This window comes from Desulfobacter sp., assembly GCA_028768525.1.
GTDB lineage: Bacteria > Desulfobacterota > Desulfobacteria > Desulfobacterales > Desulfobacteraceae > Desulfobacter.
In genome coordinates this window covers 1,871,573-1,895,685 of record CP054837.1, presented here as the reverse complement: position 1 = coordinate 1,895,685, position 24,113 = coordinate 1,871,573, and the positions used below count along the sequence as shown (strand labels likewise).

General features: G+C 52.0%; 19 protein-coding genes. 14 read left to right on the top strand and 5 right to left on the bottom strand.

Annotated features, from left to right (window positions below; genetic code table 11):
• Positions 1 to 4 precede the first annotated feature (4 nt).
• The 8 genes from HUN04_08705 to fliW all read left to right on the top strand — a co-directional run bounded on the left by HUN04_08705 (position 5) and on the right by fliW (position 10,827).
• Positions 5 to 694, top strand: coding sequence for a flagellar basal body L-ring protein FlgH (locus HUN04_08705; GenBank protein ID WDP93219.1), 690 nt, complete (start codon positions 5 to 7; stop codon positions 692 to 694).
• A gap of 43 nt (positions 695 to 737) precedes the next feature.
• Entirely contained in the window at positions 738 to 1,763 is a 1,026-nt protein-coding gene (locus HUN04_08700) for a flagellar basal body P-ring protein FlgI (GenBank protein ID WDP93218.1), read from the top strand.
• 11 nt (positions 1,764 to 1,774) lie between these two features.
• The gene (locus tag HUN04_08695; protein WDP89784.1) at positions 1,775 to 2,083 is read left to right on the top strand and encodes a rod-binding protein; all 309 of its coding nucleotides are present in this window, start codon (positions 1,775 to 1,777) and stop codon (positions 2,081 to 2,083) included.
• 151 nt (positions 2,084 to 2,234) lie between these two features.
• Complete coding sequence (locus tag HUN04_08690; protein WDP89783.1) at positions 2,235 to 2,732, top strand: flagellar protein FlgN; 498 nt, start codon at positions 2,235 to 2,237, stop codon at positions 2,730 to 2,732.
• 3 nt (positions 2,733 to 2,735) lie between these two features.
• Positions 2,736 to 6,995, top strand: coding sequence for a flagellar hook-associated protein FlgK (gene flgK / locus HUN04_08685; protein WDP89782.1), 4,260 nt, complete (start codon positions 2,736 to 2,738; stop codon positions 6,993 to 6,995).
• 27 nt (positions 6,996 to 7,022) lie between these two features.
• Complete coding sequence (gene flgL, locus HUN04_08680) at positions 7,023 to 10,115, top strand: flagellar hook-associated protein FlgL (GenBank protein ID WDP89781.1); 3,093 nt, start codon at positions 7,023 to 7,025, stop codon at positions 10,113 to 10,115.
• A 14-nt stretch (positions 10,116 to 10,129) separates the two neighbouring features.
• Positions 10,130 to 10,381 carry a carbon storage regulator CsrA gene (csrA, locus tag HUN04_08675; protein WDP89780.1) on the top strand — a complete coding sequence of 84 codons (252 nt, stop codon included), beginning with the start codon at positions 10,130 to 10,132 and terminating at the stop codon, positions 10,379 to 10,381.
• A complete protein-coding gene (gene fliW, locus HUN04_08670) occupies positions 10,378 to 10,827 on the top strand; it encodes a flagellar assembly protein FliW (GenBank protein ID WDP89779.1) in 450 nt (149 codons plus the stop codon). The genes csrA and fliW overlap by 4 nt, the downstream gene beginning before the upstream one ends.
• A gap of 31 nt (positions 10,828 to 10,858) precedes the next feature.
• Here the strand turns inward: fliW and HUN04_08665 are convergent, their stop codons facing one another.
• From HUN04_08665 to fliD, 4 genes are all read right to left on the bottom strand, one after another.
• The gene (locus tag HUN04_08665; GenBank protein ID WDP89778.1) at positions 10,859 to 11,248 is read right to left on the bottom strand and encodes a flagellar protein FlaG; all 390 of its coding nucleotides are present in this window, start codon (positions 11,246 to 11,248) and stop codon (positions 10,859 to 10,861) included.
• Between the two features lie 11 nt (positions 11,249 to 11,259).
• Positions 11,260 to 11,652: a hypothetical protein gene (locus HUN04_08660; protein ID WDP89777.1), complete on the bottom strand. Its 393-nt coding sequence runs from the start codon at positions 11,650 to 11,652 to the stop codon at positions 11,260 to 11,262.
• A gap of 30 nt (positions 11,653 to 11,682) precedes the next feature.
• Positions 11,683 to 12,162 carry a flagellar export chaperone FliS gene (fliS, locus tag HUN04_08655; GenBank protein WDP89776.1) on the bottom strand — a complete coding sequence of 160 codons (480 nt, stop codon included), beginning with the start codon at positions 12,160 to 12,162 and terminating at the stop codon, positions 11,683 to 11,685.
• A gap of 88 nt (positions 12,163 to 12,250) precedes the next feature.
• Positions 12,251 to 13,939 (bottom strand): flagellar filament capping protein FliD, encoded by a 1,689-nt coding sequence (fliD, locus tag HUN04_08650; GenBank protein ID WDP89775.1) that lies wholly within the window; start codon positions 13,937 to 13,939, stop codon positions 12,251 to 12,253.
• A gap of 321 nt (positions 13,940 to 14,260) precedes the next feature.
• Between fliD and HUN04_08645 the strand changes: the two genes are divergently transcribed.
• Positions 14,261 to 16,720 (top strand): flagellar protein FlaB, encoded by a 2,460-nt coding sequence (locus tag HUN04_08645; GenBank protein WDP89774.1) that lies wholly within the window; start codon positions 14,261 to 14,263, stop codon positions 16,718 to 16,720.
• A gap of 206 nt (positions 16,721 to 16,926) precedes the next feature.
• Positions 16,927 to 17,514, top strand: a complete 588-nt coding sequence (locus HUN04_08640; protein WDP89773.1) for a methyltransferase domain-containing protein — start codon at positions 16,927 to 16,929, stop codon at positions 17,512 to 17,514.
• Between the two features lie 28 nt (positions 17,515 to 17,542).
• On the opposite strand, the gene HUN04_08635 is transcribed toward HUN04_08640, so the two are convergent.
• Positions 17,543 to 19,639, bottom strand: coding sequence for a tetratricopeptide repeat protein (locus HUN04_08635; GenBank protein WDP89772.1), 2,097 nt, complete (start codon positions 19,637 to 19,639; stop codon positions 17,543 to 17,545).
• A gap of 342 nt (positions 19,640 to 19,981) precedes the next feature.
• Between HUN04_08635 and HUN04_08630 the strand changes: the two genes are divergently transcribed.
• The 4 genes from HUN04_08630 to HUN04_08615 are packed head-to-tail and all read left to right on the top strand — an operon-like array spanning position 19,982 to position 24,110.
• The gene (locus HUN04_08630; protein ID WDP89771.1) at positions 19,982 to 21,373 is read left to right on the top strand and encodes a B12-binding domain-containing radical SAM protein; all 1,392 of its coding nucleotides are present in this window, start codon (positions 19,982 to 19,984) and stop codon (positions 21,371 to 21,373) included.
• 17 nt (positions 21,374 to 21,390) lie between these two features.
• A complete protein-coding gene (locus HUN04_08625; protein WDP89770.1) occupies positions 21,391 to 22,383 on the top strand; it encodes a GDP-mannose 4,6-dehydratase in 993 nt (330 codons plus the stop codon).
• Positions 22,376 to 23,524, top strand: coding sequence for a LegC family aminotransferase (locus HUN04_08620; protein ID WDP89769.1), 1,149 nt, complete (start codon positions 22,376 to 22,378; stop codon positions 23,522 to 23,524). The genes HUN04_08625 and HUN04_08620 overlap by 8 nt, the downstream gene beginning before the upstream one ends.
• Positions 23,517 to 24,110: a NeuD/PglB/VioB family sugar acetyltransferase gene (locus HUN04_08615; GenBank protein WDP89768.1), complete on the top strand. Its 594-nt coding sequence runs from the start codon at positions 23,517 to 23,519 to the stop codon at positions 24,108 to 24,110. Before HUN04_08620 ends, HUN04_08615 begins: the two co-directional genes overlap by 8 nt.
• The last annotated feature ends 3 nt before the right edge of the window (positions 24,111 to 24,113 follow it).

The window sequence follows — 24,113 nt, the reverse complement described above, 5'->3', positions numbered from 1 at the left end:
GGGAATGGCCGCCGTATTGATGCTGTTCTGGATGGGGACCGGTTGTACTGGATCCGGTACGTCAGGCTCCGCTGTTGTACCCCAGGGCACCCAGGTGCCGGCGCCCCCCATGCCCCCGGCCGATTATACATCGGGACGGGTCTCGGAAGGCTCTCTTTGGAACGACAGCCGGGGCTCCCTGTTTGAAGATACCCGTGCCAACCATGTGGGAGACACGGTGATTATCGATATCGTTGAAAATTCAAGTTCCAAAATGGATGTGAATACCAAGGCCTCGAGACAGAGCGGCATGAATATCGGGGTGCCGACCCTGAATTTTCTGGGGAAAACCACTTCCTTTGGCGGGAGCGGAACCAGTGCCCTGGTCAATACAAGCATGAACAATACCTTTGACGGCCAGGGGGAGAGCGACCGCACCGGCCAGGTTACGGCTTCGGTGGCGGCCCGGGTGGTGGAAGTCTTGCCCAACGGCAACCTGAGCCTTTTCGGCCGGCGGGCCATGAAGGTGGACAATGAAGTCCAGTATATTGTGGTCACCGGGATTACCCGGCCCCAGGATATTTCTGCCACCAACCGGGTGCAGTCCACCTATCTGGCGGATTCCAGGATTGAGTATTACGGCAAAGGCGCCCTGTCCGACAAACAGAAACCCGGGTGGGGCACCCGGCTTATAGAAAATATCTGGCCCTGGTAAATAAATGATCGCCAAGGAGGGCAAAATGAAGTTGATCAGGAATATGGTTTGTTATATTGCAGCGGCGGCCCTGCTGCTGCCGGTTGCCGCCCAGGCCGCCCGGATAAAGGACCTGGCCGCGGTCAAGGGGATCCGTTCCAACCAGCTGACCGGTTACGGCCTTGTGGTGGGCCTCAACGGCACTGGAGACAAGGATAAGGTCAGTTTTACCCGGCAGTCCCTGATCAATATGATGAAAAAGATGAACATCTATGATGACGGCACCTCCCTTAAGGTCAAAAACGTGGCGTCAGTTATGGTCACGGCGGATATCCCCCCCTTTGCCCGCATCGGCGACCGTATGGATATAACGGTGTCCTCTTTGGGGGATGCCAAAAGCCTGAAAGGGGGCACCCTGCTCATTACCCCAATGAGAGGGGTGGACGGCAGGGTTTATGCCGTTGCCCAGGGGGCGGTGAGCCTGGCCATACCGGCGGGTGCCGGTGACCGGGATAGCCATCTTCTAGTGGGACGGATCATGGATGGGGCCACCGTGGAGCGGGAAATTCCCTTCAAACTGGATGGGAAGCGACACCTTACCCTTTCCCTGTTCCGGCCGGACTTTACCACGGCAAGGCGCATGGCGGATACCATTAACATTGCCGTGGGCGAAGGCAGCGCCAAGCTCACGGACGGCGGCACCCTGCGCCTGACAGTGCCCGAAAACATGAGAGAGAGCCGGGTGGCGGAATTTATCGCTGATATTGAAACCCTTTCCGTGATACCCGACACCACGGCCAAGGTGGTCATTAATGAAAAGACCGGCACCGTCGTCATTGGCGCCGATGTGACCATTTCCAGCGTGGCCGTTGCCCACGGGGACCTTTCCGTGACCATTGAACCGGATCCCGGTGCGCCGGCCGGAGCGGCCCCCGAAGAGGAGAGGGTGATGATGCTGGAGGGCAATTCCACCATCGGCGAACTGGTCCGGGGACTGAACGCCATCGGGGTCAAACCCAGGGACCTCATCGCCATCCTCCAGGGCATTAAAACGGCCGGGGCCCTCCAGGCCGAACTTGAAATTCTGTAAGGGAGCCAGAGATGATAAACGATTTCAATGTGGTCAAAAGCCGGCTGGCCGCCGCCCAGACGGCCCAGGTAAAGCAGGCGGATCCCAAATCCGAGGAAGAACTGAAAGCCGCCTGTGAGGGATTTGAGGCCATCTTTACCAAAAAATTGCTGGAATCCATGCGCGATACCCTGCCGGGGAACGGCCTGTTTCCCAAATCCAATTCCCTTGAAATTTTTGAATCCATGCTGGACCAGAACCTGGCGGAAAATTCCTCCCGTGGCCGCAGCTCCATGGGGATAAAGGATTACCTCTTTGATCAGCTGAAAGCCTCATTATAAAGCCCTTTCAGGTTTTATCTCCGATCCTAAAAACAGGTGGCACAGAAGTTGCTCAAATTATCAGGTAACGGTAATTTGCAGCAGATAGACAGCCGCAACCAGGAAAAATTTTCCCCGGGCCTTTCGGCCGGCGGAAGACAGGAGAAACCAGATGGAAAATATTACCCGGATGATCCCGGAACTGCTTAACAAAAAGCTGGGGTTGTATGAACAGCTAAGGATGGTGGTTGAAGCGGAAAAAGCATACATTGTTGATATGGACATCCAGGGGATGTGGTCGGCCACCGAAGAGAAAAAACGGCTGGTCGCCGCCGTTGAAACCGTCCTAAGCACATTGAGGGAAGGGTTTGCCCACCGCATTTCAGGCCGGGACAGCAAAAAAATGGGAATTTCCGATATGGTGGATTTTATGCCTGTTTCCCTGGAGGAAAAGGCGTCCCTGAGACATATTATTATCCGGATCAGGGCCCTGAAAAGGGAAATCTCAATATTGAGCCGGGAGAACCAGCGGTATGTTACCGAATACCTTTCGGTGATTTCAGGGATCTTCTCCACCATAACCAATACCAATGCCAAAAAGCAGTACGGCCGCTCCGGGGTGATGATGCCGCCCCAGGAGACCACCCGGATTCTGCACGCAGAGGTGTAAGTCATGGCCGGCCTTTCCTCTGTACTTAACATATCCAAGACCGCCATTGCGTCACAGCAACAGAGCCTGAACATCAGTGGCCAGAATATTGCCAATGTCAACAATCCCAACTATTCCGTCCAGAACGCCGACCATATCTCGCGGCAGCCGGCGGAGTACGGTGGATTTCTTTTCGGTACCGGCGTCAATATCAACCAGGTCCGCCAGAGCGTGGATAAACTGCTGGAGGAACGGCTGACCACAGAGATATCCGCCCAGGCCGCCTTTGAAGAGCAGGAATCCTATATGCGGGTTCTGGAAAATTTTTTTGATACAGGCTCCCAGACCAGTCTGACCACGGTGATGAATGAGTTCTGGAATTCCTGGCATGAAATAGCCAATAACCCCCAGGGATCGGCGGAGCGGGTCAAGGTATTTGAAAGCGGTAAAAAACTGGCGTCCCGGTTTGAATCGGTGTTCCAGGATATGGACAGCCTCGTGACGGATATCAATTCCGACATCCGGGCCGCCGTGGGGCAGATCAATGACCTGGCCACCAAAATCGCCGATTTGAATCAGGAGATTATCGGCAACGAGAACAACCGGACCTCCAATGACCAGCGTGACCAGCGCAACGGGTTGGTGGATGAACTGGGAACGCTCATAGATATCGATGTGATCGAGCAGCCCAATGGGTCTTTTATCATCAATGCGGCCAACGGTTTTACCCTGGTCAACGGGGTAAGTACCTATCCCCTGGGCACGGACGGAACTGATGTGGTCTGGGGCGGGACGGTTGGAAAGAAGCAGCCCATCACCGATAAAATAACCAAGGGTCAGGTGGGGGGACTGCTTGAGATGCGGGACCGGGTGATTCCCAAGTACCAGGCCGAGATCAACGAACTGGCCCGGGAGATGATCTGGTCCATCAATTACCAGCATTCCCAGGGGGCCGGTCTGGGGTATTTCAATGACCCTGTCACCGGCCACTACGCCACGGATGAGTCCCACTGGCTCACCAGTTTTCCCTTCGGCAATAAAATCGACAGCACAAAGGATTTCACCATGTGGGTGGAAGACAAGACCGACGCCGATGTCCAGTACAGCAAAATCAACATGGACATGGGGATTTCAAGTGCCGGTATTTCCAATTTTTCCGGTCTGGCCCCGGGCGGGGTCCAGTCCATTTACCGGCTTACTGTGGTGGACGAGGGGGATCTGGGGGACAAGGAGGTCATCGAGTCCGACGGTGACGGCCTGGCAAGGGTGCTGGCCTCTTCAGGGGCCAATGTCTCTGCCACGCTGGATGCTGCCATTGCCGAACAGACCATCACGGTGTATGACGGGCCGGACGGCACTCAGTCCGTTAAAATCAAAGATGCCGGCGGCAATGCCAAGCGGTCCGCCGCCTCCATCGCCGAGGCATTGAATCAGATAGAAGGGGTGAGCGCCCATGCTTCAAAGACCTCCTTTACCCTGAAAATTGATGACGGCGTGCTGCCGGTTCCGACCAGTTACCTGCCCAACGCCCATGACGGTGACGAGGTCTCCTTTAATATCTATGTGGACGGGCTGCTCCAGACCGCTTCCTTTATCCGGGATTCCAGTTCCGGCACCATGGACCAGCAGTTTGAGGACGCCCTGCTGGCGGCTGCCGAAAAGGTTAACAACATCAATGAGGATAAAGATCTTGCCGTCAATGGGCTGACCCTGGAAAGCGCTTCGGGCAGGACCCTGGGCGTTCAGGATTTTGATGTGAAGGACAATGCCGGCATCCGCCTGGATACCTTTGCCGATTTCAATGCAGGAGACCAGGTGACCTTTAGTGTGGATGCCATGGTGCCGGGGGCCGGCACGGTGGTCAGCACTACAAATGTGACCGTGGATCTGGGGGATGTGGGAACCCCGCCCGATGAAGCCAAGGTGGCTGAAGCATTCAGCGATGCCCTGTCCGCTGCCCTTGACAGTGGTCAGTTTTCCGTCAGCCATGATCCCGCCACCAATTCCGTGGTCGTCAGGACAAAGGACGGCAACGGGGTGAGGCTGGGCAACGGCGCCAATGACACGGGCAGCAATGCAACCATCAATGTGACAGCGGAACCTGCAGGCGGATCAGCTATTGCGGCAGGTGATGCCAGCTTTTTATTCAACGGTGCAGATGTGGTCCGTTATGACCCTGTGCTCTCCACAGGAGACCAAGTTGTTTTTTCTGCCAAGGATACGGACCAGTTCCTCGTGGAAGCCGGCGCTGCGGCGGGAAACAAAAATGCCGTGATCACCGGTACCCTTACCCTGACCGTGGATGAAGGCATGGTGGTACAGTCGGATATTGCCGGGGCCGGTACCGGGGGGATTTTTTCCGTGAACCAGCCGGAGCGGGGACGCTCCATCCTGACCCTGGGCGGGGAAGGGGGCTTTTCCGGTATTACCGCCGGTGAAACCATCCAGTTCAATCTGGACGGCCAGGCCATTACGGTTAATATACCGGCGGGCGTTGTCACCGACGATGTCATTGCAACAGCCTTGGATGCAGCCCTATCGGGGACCTTGAGTGCGGATTATAATGTCATCCGTACCGGCAATGCCGTGTCCGTCCTTAAAAAGACGGATCAGGATGAGCCGATTAAAATTACGGATTTTGTGGACAGTGCGGGAAATGATGCCGCGGTCCAGGTGAGGACGGGCACGGGGACCGGAACCAATCCGCCTGAAAACCAGATGCTTTCTGCGGACATTACCCGGCCAGAACGGCAGTCCGCCACCTCCACCCTGTACAACGATCCGGGCACCATCATGTGGGAGCGCCTGGATAAAGACGGGCTGAGGACAGGGGTTACAGGCATAGTGACCGTGGAAGACGAAGGACCGGTGGTCATCAATGAAAGCGGGTCTGACACCATCAAATTTGATATCTCCAAGGGCAAGCTGGTTGCCGGAAACGTCATCACCGTGAACACCGATGAAGGCGGCGTCCCCGATCCGCTGGATTTCAGGGTCACTGGCCGTGCCAACGGGGTGAATGAGCTGTACCAGTTCAAGGTGGTTTCCGGGGGCAAGGTGGGCCATGAACCCAAGGAGGGTGAGGAACCCCTGGTGATCGAATGGTCCAACAGCGTTAAAACAGGAACCTTTACCATTGAGGGTGAGAATCCGCCCCGGGTGCCCCAGGTGCCGGTGGAGGTGCAGGTGGACGGGATGAATCTCAAATTTGCTGCAGGCACCCTGTTCACTGACGATGTCTTCACCATCACCACAGGGGACAACGGCATCCCCAAAACCTTGGATGAAAACGGCTATCCCACCGGGGAAACCGAGTCCCGGTGGCACTGGACGCTGGATTCCTTTGCCGGCCAGTTCAACCGCCAGGGCCACGGCATGGAGGCCATTGTCACCAACGACCATCGCCTGCAGTTCCAGGCTTCGGATGAATATTATACGGTCCAGAAAATAGAATATTCCGGCGAAAACGGGTTTGCCGAGGAAAATGTCTCCATCCAGGTCAAAGACTGGAGCAACGTTAACTTCGGAGCCTCGGACTTCGGGTTTGTGCGGTCGGCCTCGGGGGTGTGGGGGGTGGTGAACGATCCCACCGGGGGCACCATGACACTGATCCCCGAAGGCGGGGACGATAACGGATTTGAGTTGGATTTTAACGGGGATGGTCTCGGAGATATCCGCATCGATTTCAAAGAGGCGGTGACCGGGGCCGGTCAGGTGGAGTTTGATCTGCGCCAGCGGAACACCAATGATATCGGGTATGCATTCTCCGATGATGCCTCCCAGGATTCGGGCCTCATGGCAGCGGCCGGTATCAACACCCTGTTCAAGGGAACCGATGCCATCTCCATGGAGATCAACGAGGTGCTCAAAGATACCAAATATGTTGGTGCGGCAAAAATCGATTCCGAGACCGGCATCATCAGCCAGGGAGACAACACTAACGCATTGGACCTGGCCAGTGTCCAGTTCCAGTCTAAGGAGATGAAGATCTGGACCTACACCCGGGGGGAGGAGGCCAAGTCCAATACCACCACCGCCTCCATAGACAATTATTTTAATACCATTATCAGTTCCATGGGCATTGAATCCCGGAGCATCAAGAGTTCCAAGTCATTTTCCGATACCATGGTACAGAATATGAGCGAACAGCGGGACGCGGTGTCTGCGGTTTCCCTGGACGAAGAAATGATCAAGCTGATTAAATACCAGCATGCCTTTTCAGCCGCATCCAAGCTGATCACCGTATCCGATGAGATGCTGAGCACCCTGATCAGTGTGAGGTAAACCGGAAAAGAGGACAGGAGATATACCATGAGGGTTCCCAACATAAACACCTATTATACATCCACCTACCGTCTGGGTAATCTCACCGAAGATTTGAAAAACGCCAATGAGGTGGTCAGCACCCAGAAACGGATCAATGAGATTTCCGATGATCCCCTGGGGCTGAGCCAGGTCCTGTCCCTGAAAAATTCCGTGGGCAACCTGGAGCAGATCAAGGAAAATGTCACCATGGGCAAATCCTGGCTGGAAGCCGGGGAAGCGGCCATGGACAGTGTGAATAAGCTTATTCTCGAGGCCAAGTCCAATGCCGCCAAGCTGGCCAATGATTCGGTAACGGCGGACGAACGCCTGGATGCCATCGAACGGATCGACAGTATTATTGAACAGATTGTCTCTCTGGGGAATACCCAGGTCAACGGAAGCTATATTTTCGGGGGCACGGAAACCGATGTCCCGCCCTTTGAAGTGGTTACGGTGAACGGCGAGGAGAAGGTGATCTACAAAGGCAACGACACACGCTTCCAGATCCGGACGGACAGGGGCGCCGAGGTCCAGGTGGGCCGGGACGGCCATGAAACCTTCTGGGACACCAAAATTGCCATCAATACCACCAACAACACCATTGTGTTCAGAGAAGACAACGGCCACGGAACGGCATCGGAAAAGGTCCTGAGGGCCACCATCCCCGACGGGGAATATTCCACTGAAGACCTGGAGACCGCAGTCAAGAACGCGTTGAACGAAGCCTCGGCCAATGACGGCTACGGGGCGAACTACGTGGTGGATTACGATGCCGATACCCAGACATTTTCCATCCGTGAGGACGGCGCCTATCCCGGGTATCTGAGGACGGAATTCATGTGGGAAACCGGGGAGGATGCCTATCTTACCAATGTGAAAACCGCTGGAGTGGATCCCGATGATGTAACAGTGACGGTCTTGAACAAGAATGCCATGACCATTGATACCCCGGAGCCCTTCGGCACCGAACCCTTTACCCTTACATGGCAGGGCAACGATACCTGGAAGGTGGATAACAATCCCGGGTACCATATTTTTCCGGAAACCATTTCCGGTAAACGGGATTATGTGGCCGTGGATCTGGATAATAACGGCTCTCCCGACATTGAACTGAAATTGGATACGCCGGTTGCCCAGAGGGGGCATAGTGTATCCTTTGAAATCGTCAGTGCCAAAGGGGATCACAGTACAGGGCATGAAATTGGTTTCCCCGGGGACAATACCGTTCATGCCCAGCCCACATCGGATCAGAATGCCACCTTTGTTACGGAACTGACCATTGGGGTGAACGATGAGATTGTGTTTGTGGAAACGCCGGATTCCACCTTGCCGGGAACCACAAGGACCGCCCAGCTGAATACCACAGGCTTCCCCGTGGTGTGGACGGATATGGATGCATTGGCACAGCACATCGAAACCCAGATGGAGGCTGCAGTGCCCGCCAGCACCGTTAATTATTCCGTTACCTATGATAAAGAGGAAAGCCGGTTTATTCTCCGTGAGGACGGCAGTTCCCTGGATGAGCTTCAGGTGCTCTGGGATCAGAATGCCAATACCAGAGCTGCGGCATCTACCCTTGGGTTTTATCAACAGACCGATACCTCAACCCAGCCGGCCAGCAATATCATGACCCAGATGAACATCACCCTGACCAATGATAATAATACCATTGCATTCAGGGAAACCAACGGGGTCGGCGTTCAGGGCGGGGCCCTGACGGTAAAGGTTCCCGAGGGGAATTACAAAACGGCTGCGGATCTGGAAACCGCCATTGAGACGGCCATGAACAATGAATCGGCTATCAGGGGCTACGGGGTTACCTATGACGCCGCCTATGACCCGGTGTCACACCGGTTTTCCATCCAGCGGGCAGGGGGGGCGGCGTTGAACGGCCTGGACATGTTGTGGAATTCCGCCGGGGTCACCTCCATGGCATCCACACTGGGATTTGATGCCGTTGACGATTCTGTAGCCGCGCCGCCTGCCAATGTCCACACCGGGGACAAGGATATGGTTCTGCTGACCTTCGATACCACCAATAATGCCGTGGATTTCCAGGAAATAGGCATTGACGGAAAGGTCTCCGATGAAATTCATATCCGGATACCCGAAGGGGAATACACGGATATGACCGACGTGGCAACTGAACTCCAGGCTGAATTGCGGAAAGCCTCGCCCAATAATGTGGACTATGTGGTTGAATACGATTATACGGCCGGACAATTTCAAATCAAAGGCAGCGATGAAAATATTAAGGGATTTAACCTGCTCTGGCTGAACGGTGGGAACTATGATGAAAACGCCCGGAATATGCTGGGATTTTTTGGTGATGCTTCCGTATCCGCCCCCCAAAGCGATGCTCCGGTGGTTAATATCAAAATCGACGGCACCAATAATATAATCGATTTTATGGAAATCAAAACCGGCAGCAGCGGGAAGAAGACCAGTATTCTGGCCGCTGAAATAGAACCGGGGTATTATACCAGCCACGAACGCCTGGCAAAGGAAGTGGAAAAAGCCATAGAGGCGGAGTCACGGTCCCACGGGCAGAACATCGACTACACGGTTACCTGGGACAGCGAAACCAAAAAGTTCACCATTAAGGAAAACGGCACTGAGCTGGATGAATTCCACCTCATGTGGAATTCCGGGGACCATGCCGCTGCTTCAGCTGGCGGGACCGGCGAGAGTGCTGCCGGGATTCTGGGATTTGATTCGGCCTCTGACGACATATATTCGCCCATGGAAAGCCAGCGGGAGGTGGAATGGGGGATTTTTACCACCCTCCTGGACATGAAACAATACTTGTCAGAAAATGACAGGGATGGTATTGAACGAACCATAGGACGGCTGGAAACCGATTATGACAGCATGACATCCAAGATTGTGGACTCGGGCATGAGGTTCAGCCGCCTTGATGTCAGGGATAATATCACCAATGAGGTCAAGCTGAGCCTGAACGAGCGCCGGTCAAACATCGAAGACGCCGATATGATTGAATCGGTGATGAAGCTCCAGGGCATTGAGACCGCATACAAGGCTGCCCTGTCTGCCACATCCAAAGTATTGAATATCAGCCTGGTGGATTACCTGAGATAGGGATAAAATCATTTATGCTTGTATTGTCCAGGAAAGTTAAAGAACAGATAAAAATCGGAGACAATATCGTCGTCAGTGTCCTGGGAATTGAGGGGAATAGTGTGAAGATCGGCATTGAGGCCCCGGGTAAGATTTCTATTCTGAGGATGGAAGTCTTCGAGCAGATCCAGAAGGAGAATATCGGGTCTGCCGCCGGAGCGCCCGAGGATATCTCCCAGGCTGCTGCGCTGGTTAAAAAAAGGTTTATCAAGGAGCAGAAAGATTGAAGCTGGCAACTTTAAAATACGGTGAAATAGAAATCGATGATGCAACCATACTCTCAATGCCCGAGGGGCTGCCCGGATTTGAGGGGCTTGAAAAGTTTGTCCTCATTGAAGACCCCCAATCGTCACCGTTCTGTTGGTTTCAGTCTGTGGAGGACCCCAATCTTTCCCTGGTGGTTATGGACCCCCTGGTGTTTAAGCCCGATTACCGTATCCAACTCAACGGCGTTATCCGGGATATGGGATGGCAGGGTGTGGAAGAAAAAGACCTTTACATCTACGTGGTCATCAATATTTTCGGCAATAAAGAAAAACGGAAAATAACCGCAAACCTCATGGGGCCCCTGGTCATCAATCTCAATGCCGGCCAGGCGGTTCAGGCGGTACTTCCCGATTCAGGCTACGAGAGCCAGTATGTAATCCTGGATACCTCTTCAGCCAAGGAATAAAAAATCCAAGATAGAAATAGTAGAATTATTATCAGGCTTTTTGGTCAAACAGAAGGCCTGTAAATTCATCCATTTTTTCCTTGATGGCCAACAGTTCTTCGGACGGGATCTGTTTGATCAGTTCATCGGTGTTCCTGTCCTTGACCTCAATAACCACCAGATGGTTCATTTCTTCTCTAATGGAAAAGCCCAGGCTGGTCTGGAGTTCATCCATGACCTCGTTCATTTGTTCGGTCAGTTCCTTGACATCATCGGCGGATAAAACAGACTCTTTTTCCTCGCGCACTTTTTCTTCGGCTTTGGTTATTTCTTCCACGACATCAGGTCTGTTGGGCGGCGGCGGATATGCCACTTTGGTCTGGGTGGCGGTATCCGCCACTCTTTCCGCGCCGTTGACCGGGTTTATGGTTTGGATATTCATTCATTCCTCCTTTAGTTCGCTATGCTTAGCACCCTGTTAGCGGCACCCGGGGTTCTATATGCCCCTATGGCGTTTCTGCCCCTTGTCACCCGGGCCATCTTTTTCTGTAGTTCTTTTTTATGGGCCGCAACCTTGCGTTCAAGGGTCTTGTTTTTTTCAAGGATATCTGCGATCCGGTCATGGAAGCATTTAAGCATGGATTCGGTATGTCCCTGGGTGTTGGTTTCGGCAGCTTTAATAAAACCCGAAATTTCAGCCATGAGCCTTTTAAGTTCCAGATCGCGCACCCGGGTCTGCATGTCCAGGTCCGGCAGCTCATCTCCTTTAAAAGAATCCAGGTGGTCTGAATAGAGACATTCCAGCCGGTCCAATATCCCTGTTATATGTGTAAATTTTTTTTCCATATTCTCACTTACTTGTACCTCTTCCATTTGTCAAACGGAAATGGATCTAAAGTCTTTGGCGTTCCCCCCTGAAGCGGCATAGGCCGACGCTGCCGGCGCCGGTTTGGCTGCCTGGGTATTTTCTTTTGATTTTTTCTCCATGCACATGACATCGCTTTCCCAGATTTCCTTTAAACGGGTGATATACCGGTGGGCCCGGCCCAGGGTGGTCAGGTCGTTGTTCAGGGTTACCTTGGGCAGTTCTGTCAAAATAGCGGTGTAGAGGCCGCGCAGAAAGATGGTGGACTCATCTTCCATACTGGCATCCACAGAGGCGTTTAACTCTGAAATAATGGCAATGGCCTTGGAGAGGTTCTCCCCTTTTTTCTTCGCGTCCTTTTCAATGATCCCCTCTTTGGTCAGAGTCAGGCGGTTTAAGGCCCCGTTAAAGAGCAATAGGATAAGCTGTTCCGGGGTCATGCCCTCATAATAGTTTGTCAGATAATTGTTGACCTGTTGATACGCTGCCATTGGATCTCCTGGGGTTGAATTAAACATCTGGTTATAAAATCGACCCGTTTTGTCTTTTCCTTAAGTCAAATTCTGTTCAATTCACCGGTCAACTGCCGGAATTTGAATTACTGGTCTGCTCAACCAGCATGTCCAGGGCCTTGCCCTGGGCCTGAATCTGGTTGATTACCTTATCCATTTCAGCAAACTGCCTGGTCATGACTTCATATTTTTTGTCAAGGCGTGTTGTTTCTTCTTCTATATCGTCATTCAGGCGCTTAATCCTGGCTTCCCCCTCATCAATTTCAGTGGAGGCAATGCCTGTGGTGCTGACCATGTCTGTAATGGTGTCATTGAAAAGATCTCCCAGCCCCGCCACCTCTTTGGAAGAATCCCCAAGGAAAAGGGCCTTTACGGCATCCGGGTCGGAGGCTATGGCGGAATTGAGTGTGTCTTCATCAATGGTGATGGTGCCGTTCCTGTCAATACTCAGGCCCAGGTCGGTCATGCTTTTGTATTGGGAGTCCACATCTATGACGGTGGATACCAGCGCCTGGAGTTTGGACACAATTCGTTTTGCAGAGCTTTCATTTTCCAGGGGATTGGTTTCGTCTGTCTCCTCCGAGTCTTCGGTGGAGGTGTCGTCTTTCCCCAGAATATATGCGACAAGGTCGTTGAAGTCCTCGATCATTTCGGTGACTTCCGATTTTACCGTATCCCGGTTGATTTCTACATTCAGAGTGGATGTGCCTGTGTTTTTCAGTTCAAGGGTTACCCCGTCGATAACATCCTTGATACTGGTGTTGGACTGCCGGGAATAGGCGATCCCGTCCACGGTGAATTCGGCGTTGAGGGAGTCCCCCCCGGCGCCGGTGACCTCGGTGAGACCATCCAGGTTGGTCAGGGTCAGTCTGGCATCTTCTCCGGTATCCTTGGAGGTGAGGGTGAGCTGATAGGGGTTGGTGTCGCTGCCGTTGTCGATCATTTTTGCCGTGACCCCGGGATTGTTCTCCGCCCCGTTAATGAGGTTGGCCATGGCCTGGTAGGAGGTCCCGGGGGGCACACTCAGGAACATGGTTTCCGTCCCCTGGGCAATGGAAACGGTCTCGTCGGCTGCAATCCAGTCGAAACTGTTCACCGTGATCTGTGAGTCTTCTGTGTTTCCGCCGTTTTCAGCAGAAAGACGGATATAATAATCCCCGTCCGCCGCTTTGGTAAAAGCTGCCTTTACCAGTGGATTGCCGTCATCTCCCTTGTTTCCGGAGGCATTGTTCACTGCATCGGTGATCTCTTCCAATGTCATGCCGGCGGTGAGGCTGACGGTGATATCCTTCTCCTCCCCAGGCTTGCCGTATTGGATGGTCAGGGTTTCAGGCTGGGTAGTGGCGGCTGTGGTATCATGGTCTGCAATCCCTGCAGGTTCGCCAAACATCACTTCTGTTTTGCTGGCCAGTCCCGCCGATTCCCATGAGTTCCGCCTGGCCTTTTGGGTCACCTCAAGGCTGTAGTTGGCGGCGTCATACCCGTCCCCCACTGTGGCGGCCACCACATTTTCATCCGTCACCGAAACAGAGTTATTCAGAAAATTGGACTCCAGGGAAAGGTTCAGGGCATGGGATTTGATGTTGAACAATTTTGCATTTACCGTATTATAGGCGTCCACCCGGGACTGAATATCCGTCTTTTGATTTTTCTTAGTGGTGATGACGGCCTCATCAGCTTCCCTAAGCTGATCAAGAATATTCTGAAGGTCAAGCCCTGAGCCCAAACCCAATGAAGTAATTGATCCTGTTGCCATCTTAAAATCTCCAAATAATTGTTCTTATAATATAATACGGTTAAATACTATATCGGATTGCCAGAATAAAATCTGAATATAATAATGAAATAAATATGAATTCAGGAAAAAAATACACCTGAATTCATATTTTTTTTAAGTTCTTTCCGGCCTGGTCGATAATAGATATCAGGTTTACGATATTCCGGCGGCAAGTTTCTGTTACGGCTGAATCCAGCCCGGGAGGAGGTGGAAAGCAAAAGAGGACTACCTGCCGGATACGGATAGAAAAATCGGGGAAAGGACTCCCCGAATGTTTAACTCTCAAGGAGGAATTAACACATGGCATTAAGAATTAATACCAATATCGCGTCAATGAACGCCCACAAGCAGTTGATTAATACAGACAGCAAGCTGTCTGATTCCCTGGAACGCCTGTCTTCAGGCCTCCGGATCAACAAGGCCGCAGATGACGCGTCGGGTATGGCTATTGCTGACTCCCTGCGTTCCCAGGCACTGGGCCTGGGTCAGGCCATCAGAAACGGCAATGACGGTATCTCCATCGTTCAGACCGCTGATGCTGCCCTGCAGGAGTCCATCAATATTGTTAACACCATTAAACAGAAATCCATCCAGGCTGCCCAGGACGGCCAGACCACCGAATCCCGGAAAGCCATTCAGTCGGATATTTCTAAGCTCAGGGAAGAGCTGGACACCATTGCCAAGACAACGGCATTCAACAATCAGAAACTGCTGTCCGGTAATTTCACCAATAAAAAATTTCAGATCGGTGCCTATGCCGGTGAAACAGTGGATATTTCCATTCAGTCCACCGAAGCGACTAAAATTGGTCATATCACCACGTCTGATCTGACATTTGCCGGTGAAGGAACAACAGAACTGAACATCTATTCCAATCTTCTGGATCAGACCTTCAGCCTGAACACCATTGATATTCAGTACAACAACAGCCGGGAAAACAGCCTGGGTGCAGTTGCTGATGCCATCAATAAACTGAGTGATGTCCTCGGTATCAGTGCCACGGCTTCGGTCGAAAGCAAAACCGAGAGTAATATTGTGGCCGGTTCCACAGATGCCAGTTTTGCCATCAACGGGATCACCATCGGCGCCCTGAATGTTGCGGAAAATGATGCTGACGGCGCTCTGGTTGCGGCCATCAACAATAAAACCAGCGAGCATGGTGTAACGGCATCCGTTGACCAGGCTGGTGTGTTGACACTGACATCCACTGATGACCGGGCAATTGAAGTCACCATGGGCGCTGATACCCAAGCGGTTATGGGCGGTACCGAAGATATGTCCACGCTTGGAAAGGTTGAGGTCCGTCAGGAAGGCACCAGCCAGATTACCATCACCGATGCCAATGCCGAGGCCGGCATTGCCGTATCTGTTGGGGGCGACGGCCTGTTGAAGGTCGGAGCAATCACTAATACCGGCGAAGTAATGGAACTTGCTTCCGGTACGCTTCTGGATGCCGGTACAACAATTGCCTCGGGTTCAAACCTGCAGGGCAGTTTCAAGACCACGCTGGATACCACCATGGCCAGCGGCAGCAATATCGTTGGTGAAGGGACCATCATCCAGTCCGGGTCCACCATCGGTTCCGGTACCACCATCCAGGCGGACTTGAGGATTGATCAGCTGGGCGCCGTAACTACGGATAATAGTACTTTGGCTTCTGGTTCCTTGCTTAAGGCGGGTGCAGCTGGTGGTGATACCATCATTGAATCTGGTTCCAGGTTTGAGGGTGATGTCTCTGCCCACCTGTCTGGTAGTGCCTCTGGGGCAGTTGTTGTTAGTGGCGGTTATACCTATATCGCTGCCGGTGAAACAGCACAGTTGACATCTGATTTTACGACTACTGGCACAACGCTGCTGGCAACCGGTTCGGATCTGCATACGGATACTGTTATCGCAGCAGGTTCAACGGTGTATGCGGATATGACCACCAACCAGATCGGCACCACCGTGGCGGATATGACGGTTCAGGGCGGGTCTGTGTTTGAAACGGGAACCACCTTTAAGACGGGAACCGAGCTTAAAAACAATGTCATGGTCGGGTCCGGTGAAATCAGCGGGGATTCCATGACGCTGAGCAAGGCTTCCACCATCGGGGCCAACTCTTCCCTTGCCACGGGATCTTCCCTTGGCGGGAATGCCACAACCGTGGATGACGAAGTCGTTGCCGACGGCAAGGATATGCTCCTGGCACGAAACAGTGATATTGCCTCAGGTTCCACACTGACAGCCGGTACGGTTCTGACAAATGACATCATTGCCACAGGGGGCGAGGTCTACAAGGAAGGCATGACCCTTGACAAGGATATTGTCACCAGCGGTAACGTGGCCCTGACAAAGGCGATGGTTATCAACTCCGGCTCTATTCTGAAATCCGGAACCATACTGGGGCAGAATACAACGGCAGCAGATGATCGGGTAGACTCCTTTACGACTCAGGGGGAAGCCTATCGTCTGTCCGATGTTGATGTGACCACCCAGGAAGGGGCACAGATAGGCATTGCGGTGGCCGATGCGGCCTTGAAAGCATTGGATAAGGTCCGGTCAGACCTGGGTTCAGTTCAGAACCAGTTGACCTCCACCATTGCCAATATTTCAACCACCAAGGTAAATGTCTCCTCCGCTGAATCCACCATTCGTGATGTGGATTTTGCCGAAGAATCAGCAAACTTCACCAAGATGCAGATTCTGAGCCAGGCAGGTACATTTGCAATGTCCCAGGCCAATTCCAGTGCACAGCAAGTGCTGAGCCTGCTCCAGTAATTTATTGGAACGGACTAACTAAAAAAAACCGGGCAGCGTCTGCTGCCCGGTTTTCTTTTTTTGGGGGTGAATAACTGAGTCTGTTTTATCTTGAGTATTCTAAAAAATCCTGGGCATAATACCAGTTGCCGGGACAGAAAAGAAATCTGGTGTTGCCTGTAATAGGCTTGTGAGCGGTTTTACTGCCTTAAATATATGGAGATGATATGAACCTGAAAACAGTGCTTCATGTGGGATGCGGTCCCAGGCAGTCGGGGATACTTCACCCGTCGTTTGGGAAAAGTGACTGGAAGGAGATTCGTTTGGATATAAATCCAGATGTTGAGCCTGACATTGTGGCCTCCATAACCCATATGGACAGTGTGGAGAATTCTAAAATGGATGCCATCTATTCATCGCATAATTTGGAACATCTTTATCCCCATGAGGTTGATCTCTGCTTGAAAGAGTTTTTGCGGGTTCTCAAATCGGATGGCTTTGCCCTGATTGCGGTGCCGAACTTAAAGCATGTTGCCAAGCTTATCGCGGAAGATAAACTGGAGGTCCCGGCATACCAGTCGCCTGCCGGTCCGATATTTCCTTTGGATATGGTGTACGGGTTCAGGCCGGCGATTGCAGCAGGGAACACATACATGGCCCATAAAACCGGTTTCACACCTAAAAGCCTTGGGCAGGCCCTGATTGATGCTGGATTTGCCTGGGCAAAATGGGCGGAGGATATTAATTTCGGATTGTGGATAAAGGGATACAAAACCCCTCCGCCAAAAGAAATCGCAGACCAGCCGTTATGGTAGCATTCCGTCAGGGAACTCAGGTCCCATCTCAGCATTTAGGCTGTTGCTTTTGGTAATCCTCCCATATCTTGAGGTAGCCCGACTCAAGATCGTTGACAAATTTTTTGATATTAAAAAGAGTTGATCTGTCCCTGTTTTCAGCGAGCGTTTGCCTGATTGTTTTCAGCTTGTTTCTATCGGTTGCCAGTTCAATGCATCGTGCTTTGTATTCGTTTAGGGAATGGGTTATCATTTCAGGTATTCCAATGGCGGTCAGGCTGCTTGAAGACATTCGCGCCACAAACTGTCTGCCTTGGAGTGTGACAACGGGTACACTGGCCCACAGGGCGTTGCTGGTGGTTGCGCCGGAGTTGTAAATCAATGTGTCAAGGGCAATGTCTGCCAGGCGCAGTCGCTCCAGGTGGTCTCCAAGTTCCATTCTGGGGGCAAAAATCAGTCGGTCCGGATCCACGCCTGTGTTGCCGGCTTCCTTTTTCAGGTTCTCCATGGCAATTTGCGACAATTCTCTCATCCAGAGAACCGATCCCGGAATCTGTTTCATGATTTCCATCCAGGTATTAAACATCACAGGATCATATTTATATGCCTGGTTAAAAGAGCACATGATAAATCCATCTTCTGGGAGCCCCAGGTCTTTTCGCCGGAAATTTTTTCCTGAAGCATAGTTGTCATATGTGGTCACCTGATAGCAGTCGAGATGGATAACTTTTTCAGAATAATTCACGAATTGATCCTTGGGTATGACCACAGGGTCTGCAATGATATAATCCATGAATTCTGCGCCGGAAGTCCCCAGGTAACCCAGGTAAGAAACCTGTACCGGCGCGGGGCGCAGGGCAAACACCCCCATTCGGTTGGAGCGTGTATATCCTTTGAGGTCAATGAGGATATCTATCCGGTCATTATGGATTTGTCTGGCACTGTCATAAATATTCAGGCCGCTAATGTCTATGAAACGGTCAAATCCTTTTTCGATGCTACTTGTAAAGCTGCTGCCATCTCCCTCTCCATAGGTATAGGCGGTAACTTCGAATTTTTTCCTGTTATGGCGTTCAAACAGCGGGGCAAGAATATGGCCCACTGCATGGTCCCTGAGATCGTTGGAAAGATAGCCCAGTTTAATTTTCCGGTTTCGGCCGCACCTGTTCTCAAATGAAAAGCGGCCTTTAGCAGACAATAGTGTGTCCTGTTCGATGGAGCGTGCATAGCTTTGGGCGATGGCCAGGTGCCTGGCCGGGTCATCATGATGGGTAATGGCCGAAAAGGGAGGTTCTTTGGGCAGCCTCCTGTTTTTTAACGCCTCATCTGTTTTCCGGTCGAGCAGATTTCCGAATCTTTCAAGTTCGGACCAGTCACAGGCGTATCTTAACCGGGCCACAAGATTGGACAGCACATCTTCATTCTCCGGGGCCATATTAATGCATTTTTTTAAATTTTCAACGGCCTTTCCCTCTTCACCGATATCACCGTACAAGGTGGCCAGGTTATTGTAGGCGGCAAAGTAGCCGGGATCCAGACGGATTGCTTTTTCATAGCTGTCCACGGCTTTTTCAAACTTGTTTTGCTGCTGACAGGCAATGGCCAGGTTATTCCATGCCTGGGCATCGTCAGGTTTCAGGGTGATGCATCTGTCAAACATGGTCTCACATTGCTGGGCGGCCCCTATGGCTTCGAGCACAACGCCTGCGTTAAACCAGGCGTTATAATTGTCAGGACTGGCATTGATGGCTTTCTGGAAGCATTCCAGGGCGTTTCGGGCGTCGCCCTTGTCCTGCATGATTTTACCCATGCAATTGTATGCTTCTGCGTGTCCCGGATTGATCAGTATTACCTTTTTATAGCAAATCATGGCTTCGTCGAGGTTGCCGTCTGCCTGGTATATGAGACCGAGCTGCATATGAAAGTCGATATTGCCCGGAGAAAATAAAAGGGCCCGGTGGATATAATAGGCCCCTTTTTCGTACATATTGTTTTCCTTGAAAATGATGCCGATGAGATAAAATATATCCGGGCCGGATTGTCCATTTTTTATACAGGTTTCGCAAAGTTCCAGGGCGGCATTGTAGTCTTTATTCTGGTAATGCCGTACGGCGCGGCCATACAGGGTGTCTTTGTTTTCAGTCATCTGCGGTCCAGGGGCTGTGGGGTTGAAGGGGGATCCCAATAATGGTCCCCACTTTTCGTTTATATTTTTATTTCGGGTCACGTCGGATTTTATTTATCCGCAGCGGCCGAGTCAAATAAAACCTTTTTTTTATTCCCCTTATCTTTAAATCGCTTAAACCATATCGGTCCCAGGCCGATATGTATGTATATTATGGCCTGCTGGATTCCCGGCCGTTGACCTTGGCGGGGGGAGTTGATAAAGTCCGGGTACAGGTTCACGGAAACACTGATCAACCCAGACGAGTGAGGCTGCACTTCATTTGTTAAATAACGTATTGATAACGGGGAAAGGATAAGTCGCTTGAGAGTATTATTGGTTGTCTATGATAATGATTCCTATATTCACTGGTTCCCCCAGGGATTGGCATATATTGCGGCCGTACTGAAAAAACAAGGGTGTGAGGTCGAGATATACAGCCAGGATGTTCACCACTTCCCGGATGACCACCTGACCCAGTATCTGGACCGAAATAAATTTGACATCATCGGTGTTTCAATCATCGCCGGCTACTATCAATACAAAAAGCTTCTGTCAATTTCCCGTGCCATCGAACGGTCAAGGCAGCGGCCGGCACACTACATCATCGGTGGCCACGGCCCCTGTCCGGAACCGGAATATTTTCTGGGAAAGACCGGCGCTGATGTGGTGGTTATGGGTGAAGGTGAAGAAACAATCGTGGAATTGTGCCGGGCCTTTGCCAACCATGCACCTTTGAACGATATCAAGGGCATTGCATACAGCGACGGCGGTAAGGTGAAGATTAATCCGCGGCGGGAGCTGATTCAGGATATCGATACCATCCCATGGCCTGCCTATGAATTGTTTCCCATTGAGTATTACAGGCTACTGCGCATGCCCCATTGCAGCCATAGCGATTTTATCATGCCCCTGCTTTCGGGAAGGGGCTGCACCTTTACCTGTAATTTTTGCTATCGGATGGATAAGGGCTTTCGTCCGAGATCGGCCCAGGCTATTGTTGAGGAGATCTCATTCTTAAAAAAAGAATACGGGATTACCTATATTGCCTTTTCCGACGAATTGCTTATGTCCTCCAAAAAGCGGACTCGGGAAATCTGCGAAGCCTTTCTAAAGGCAAATCTCAATATTAAATGGGATTGCAACGGACGGCTAAACTATGCCGTGCCCGAGGTGCTGGACCTTATGAAACGGGCCGGCTGTGTATTTATCAATTACGGGATTGAAGCTTACGATAACCAGGTGCTTAAAAAAATGAATAAAGCGCTGACGATAAGCCAGATCGACAAGGGAATTGCCGCCACCCTGGCTGCAGGCATCAGCCCCGGGCTGAATATGCTCTTCGGCCATATCGGTGATACCCGGGAGACCCTGAATGCTGCTGTAGAATTTTTAATCCGTCACGATGACGGGGCCCAGATGCGGACCATCCGCCCGGTGACGCCTTATCCGGGCTCTCCCCTGTATGACGAAGCCATCAAGCGGGGTCTGATTGAGGACATTGATGATTTCTACGTGAACAAGCATTTGAATTCAGACCTGTTTGCAGCCAATTTTACAGATCTTACCGAGGATGAACTCTATTTGGAACTGGCAGAGGCCAACACCAGGCTGACCCGGAATTATTTTGAAAATAAAAAACAGGGGATGGTATCCCAGATCAATGCATTATATACCGACCGTGACCCGTCATTCAGAGGATTCAGGCAGTCATAAAAAATGGAGCTTTTAAGTTGAAATTAAGCAATAAGAAGATTCTTGTCACAGGGGCGGACGGGTTTATTGGTTCCCATCTGACAGAAAAACTTGCGGCCTCAGGTGCCCGGGTCAAAGCCCTGTCATATTATAATTCCTTTAATTATTGGGGATGGCTGGAGGGTCTGCCCTGTCTGGATGAGATAGAGGTGGTGTCCGGAGACATTCGGGATCCCCATTTTTGCAGAGAAATAACAAAGGGTGTGGACATCATTTTTCATTTGGCCGCCCTTATCGCCATTCCTTATTCCTACGTGGCACCGGATTCCTATGTGGATACCAACGTCAAGGGCACATTGAATATCTGTCAGGCGGCAAAGGAGAACGGGTGTGAGCGGCTTATTCATACCTCCACCTCCGAGGTATACGGTACGGCCCGGTATGTCCCCATTGACGAAGCGCATCCCCTGCAGCCCCAGTCTCCCTATTCGGCCAGCAAGATCGGCGCGGACCAGATGGCCCTGAGTTTTTACCTGGCATTCGGTCTGCCCGTAACCATTGCCAGGCCATTTAACACCTTTGGGCCGCGGCAGAGTGCCAGGGCGGTAATTCCCACCATTATCAGCCAGATAGCCGCCGGTAAAAAAGAGATTCAGCTCGGGGATTTAACCCCCACACGGGATTTTAATTATGTTCTGGATACCTGCAGCGGGTTTATGGCATTGGCCGGATCCGATGAAACCATAGGAGAGGTGGTCAATATCGGGTCCGGCGTGGAAGTTTCCGTCCGGGAGACCCTGGAGATGATAAAAAAGATCATGGGTTCGGATGTGAGGTTCATCACGGATGAGCAGAGGCTGCGGCCCAAGGGGTCGGAGGTTTTAAGGTTATGCTGCGATAACACAAAAATTCGGAAACTGACGGGGTTTACCCATGGCCATTCCCTTGAACAGGGGCTTGAAAAAACCATAGACTGGTTTACGGACCCAAAAAATCTATCGGGGTATAAGGCAGATATCTACAATGTATGACAGGCTGATTGATTTTATAAGGGCGTGGTATGAAACAGACGGCACAATCCCTTTGCATGAACCCATATTCGGAGAAAAGGAAAGGGAATATGTGCTTGATACGCTTGATTCCACCTTTGTCTCCAGTGTGGGGGAATATGTCAGCCGGTTTGAAAAGGTGCTGGCCCGATACCTGGGCGGCGGATTTGTTGTGGCAACGGTCAACGGAACCACGGCCCTTCAGCTGGCCCTGCAATTAGCCGGAACCCGCGGGGGGGACGAAGTCATCACCCAGCCGTTGACCTTTGTGGCTACGGCCAATGCCATTGCCCATAACCATGCCGTGCCTTCGTTTGTGGATGTGCAGGAGGAAACCCTCGGCCTCTGCCCTGAGGCCCTTGAGCGTTATCTGGACCGCATCGGAGTCCGGTCCGGCAAGGGGTGTCAAAACAGGGAAACCGGGCGGCGGATAGCGGCCATTCTTCCCATGCATACCTTTGGCCATCCCTGCAGGATGGAGGCTATTCTTGACATCGCAGAACACTGGGGGGTGCCTGTGGTTGAGGATGCAGCCGAAGCACTGGGGTCAAAGCGCGGGTCAGGGTACTGCGGTGGCTTCGGGAAATTGGGGGTGTTCAGTTTTAACGGCAACAAAACCATCACCTGCGGGGGAGGGGGAGCCATCATTACGGGGGATGAGGCTCTGGCAGCCAGGGCCAGACACCTGTCCACCACAGCCAAAAAGGACCATCCCTGGAAATTTGCCCACGATGAGGTCGGATATAATTACAGAATGCCCAATTTGAATGCGGCCCTGGCCTGCGCCCAGATGGAAAGCCTGGACGCTTTTTTATTAGATAAGCGTCGCCTGGCAAAGGCCTATAATGCCTTTTTCAAAGAAACCGGTCTGGGCGTTTTTGTAGATGAACCCGACGGTGCCAGGAGTAATTTCTGGCTCAATGCGGTAATTACAGAAAACAGGGCGCAAAGAGATGCGCTGCTCAAAGAGACCAATGGTGCCGGGGTCATGACCCGGCCGGCCTGGGAGCTTATGACAGATCTGGAAATGTTCAAAGATTGCCCAAAAGGCGACCTGACGGTGGCCAGGCGGATTTGCCAAAGGATTGTCAACCTGCCCTCCAGTGCGAGGAAACATGGCTGATATTCCCATCCTTCTTGTGGGCGGCGGCGGTCACTGCCGGGCCTGTATTGATGTGATCGAACTGGTTCCCGGATATGAAATCGCCGGGATTGTGGAGCAGCCGGGAAGAGAAGGGGCTCCTCCGGTACTGGGATATCCTGTACTGGGCAGCGACGGGGATCTGGAAAAATTGAGACAAACCTATGACCATGCATTGGTGACCATCGGCCAGATCGGCCCCCCGGGAGCGAGATATAAGGCCTTTTGCCGGTTAAAGGCGCTTGGGTTTACTCTGCCGGTTCTGGTTTCCCCCCTGGCCCGTGTCTCCCCCCATGCCGTGATTGAAAAAGGAACTGTGGTCATGCACCAGGCCCTGGTCAATGCCGGTGCCAGGGTTGGCAGAAATTGCATTATCAACACCGGCGCTTTGGTGGAACACGATGCCTGTATCGGCGATCACACCCATATTTCAACCAGGGCTGTGGTCAACGGGGGCGCCGGGGTTGGTGCGGGATCATTTATGGGATCCAATGCTGTTCTTGTCCAAGGGGTGGTGCTGCCGGAAAATCAATTTGTTAAGGCCTGCGCCCTGATTACCAAACCCTAAATT

Coding starts and splice junctions, on each gene's coding strand:
- fliD (WDP89775.1), bottom strand. CDS start 13,939: ATGGCAACAGGATCAATTACTTCATTGGGTTTGGGCTCAGGGCTTGAC.
- HUN04_08615 (WDP89768.1), top strand. CDS start 23,517: ATGGCTGATATTCCCATCCTTCTTGTGGGCGGCGGCGGTCACTGCCGG.
- HUN04_08690 (WDP89783.1), top strand. CDS start 2,235: ATGGAAAATATTACCCGGATGATCCCGGAACTGCTTAACAAAAAGCTG.
- HUN04_08700 (WDP93218.1), top strand. CDS start 738: ATGGTTTGTTATATTGCAGCGGCGGCCCTGCTGCTGCCGGTTGCCGCC.
- HUN04_08645 (WDP89774.1), top strand. CDS start 14,261: ATGGCATTAAGAATTAATACCAATATCGCGTCAATGAACGCCCACAAG.
- HUN04_08660 (WDP89777.1), bottom strand. CDS start 11,652: ATGGAAAAAAAATTTACACATATAACAGGGATATTGGACCGGCTGGAA.
- fliS (WDP89776.1), bottom strand. CDS start 12,162: ATGGCAGCGTATCAACAGGTCAACAATTATCTGACAAACTATTATGAG.
- flgL (WDP89781.1), top strand. CDS start 7,023: ATGAGGGTTCCCAACATAAACACCTATTATACATCCACCTACCGTCTG.
- flgK (WDP89782.1), top strand. CDS start 2,736: ATGGCCGGCCTTTCCTCTGTACTTAACATATCCAAGACCGCCATTGCG.
- HUN04_08620 (WDP89769.1), top strand. CDS start 22,376: ATGTATGACAGGCTGATTGATTTTATAAGGGCGTGGTATGAAACAGAC.
- HUN04_08640 (WDP89773.1), top strand. CDS start 16,927: ATGAACCTGAAAACAGTGCTTCATGTGGGATGCGGTCCCAGGCAGTCG.
- HUN04_08635 (WDP89772.1), bottom strand. CDS start 19,639: ATGACTGAAAACAAAGACACCCTGTATGGCCGCGCCGTACGGCATTAC.
- HUN04_08665 (WDP89778.1), bottom strand. CDS start 11,248: ATGAATATCCAAACCATAAACCCGGTCAACGGCGCGGAAAGAGTGGCG.
- csrA (WDP89780.1), top strand. CDS start 10,130: ATGCTTGTATTGTCCAGGAAAGTTAAAGAACAGATAAAAATCGGAGAC.
- HUN04_08695 (WDP89784.1), top strand. CDS start 1,775: ATGATAAACGATTTCAATGTGGTCAAAAGCCGGCTGGCCGCCGCCCAG.
- HUN04_08705 (WDP93219.1), top strand. CDS start 5: ATGGCCGCCGTATTGATGCTGTTCTGGATGGGGACCGGTTGTACTGGA.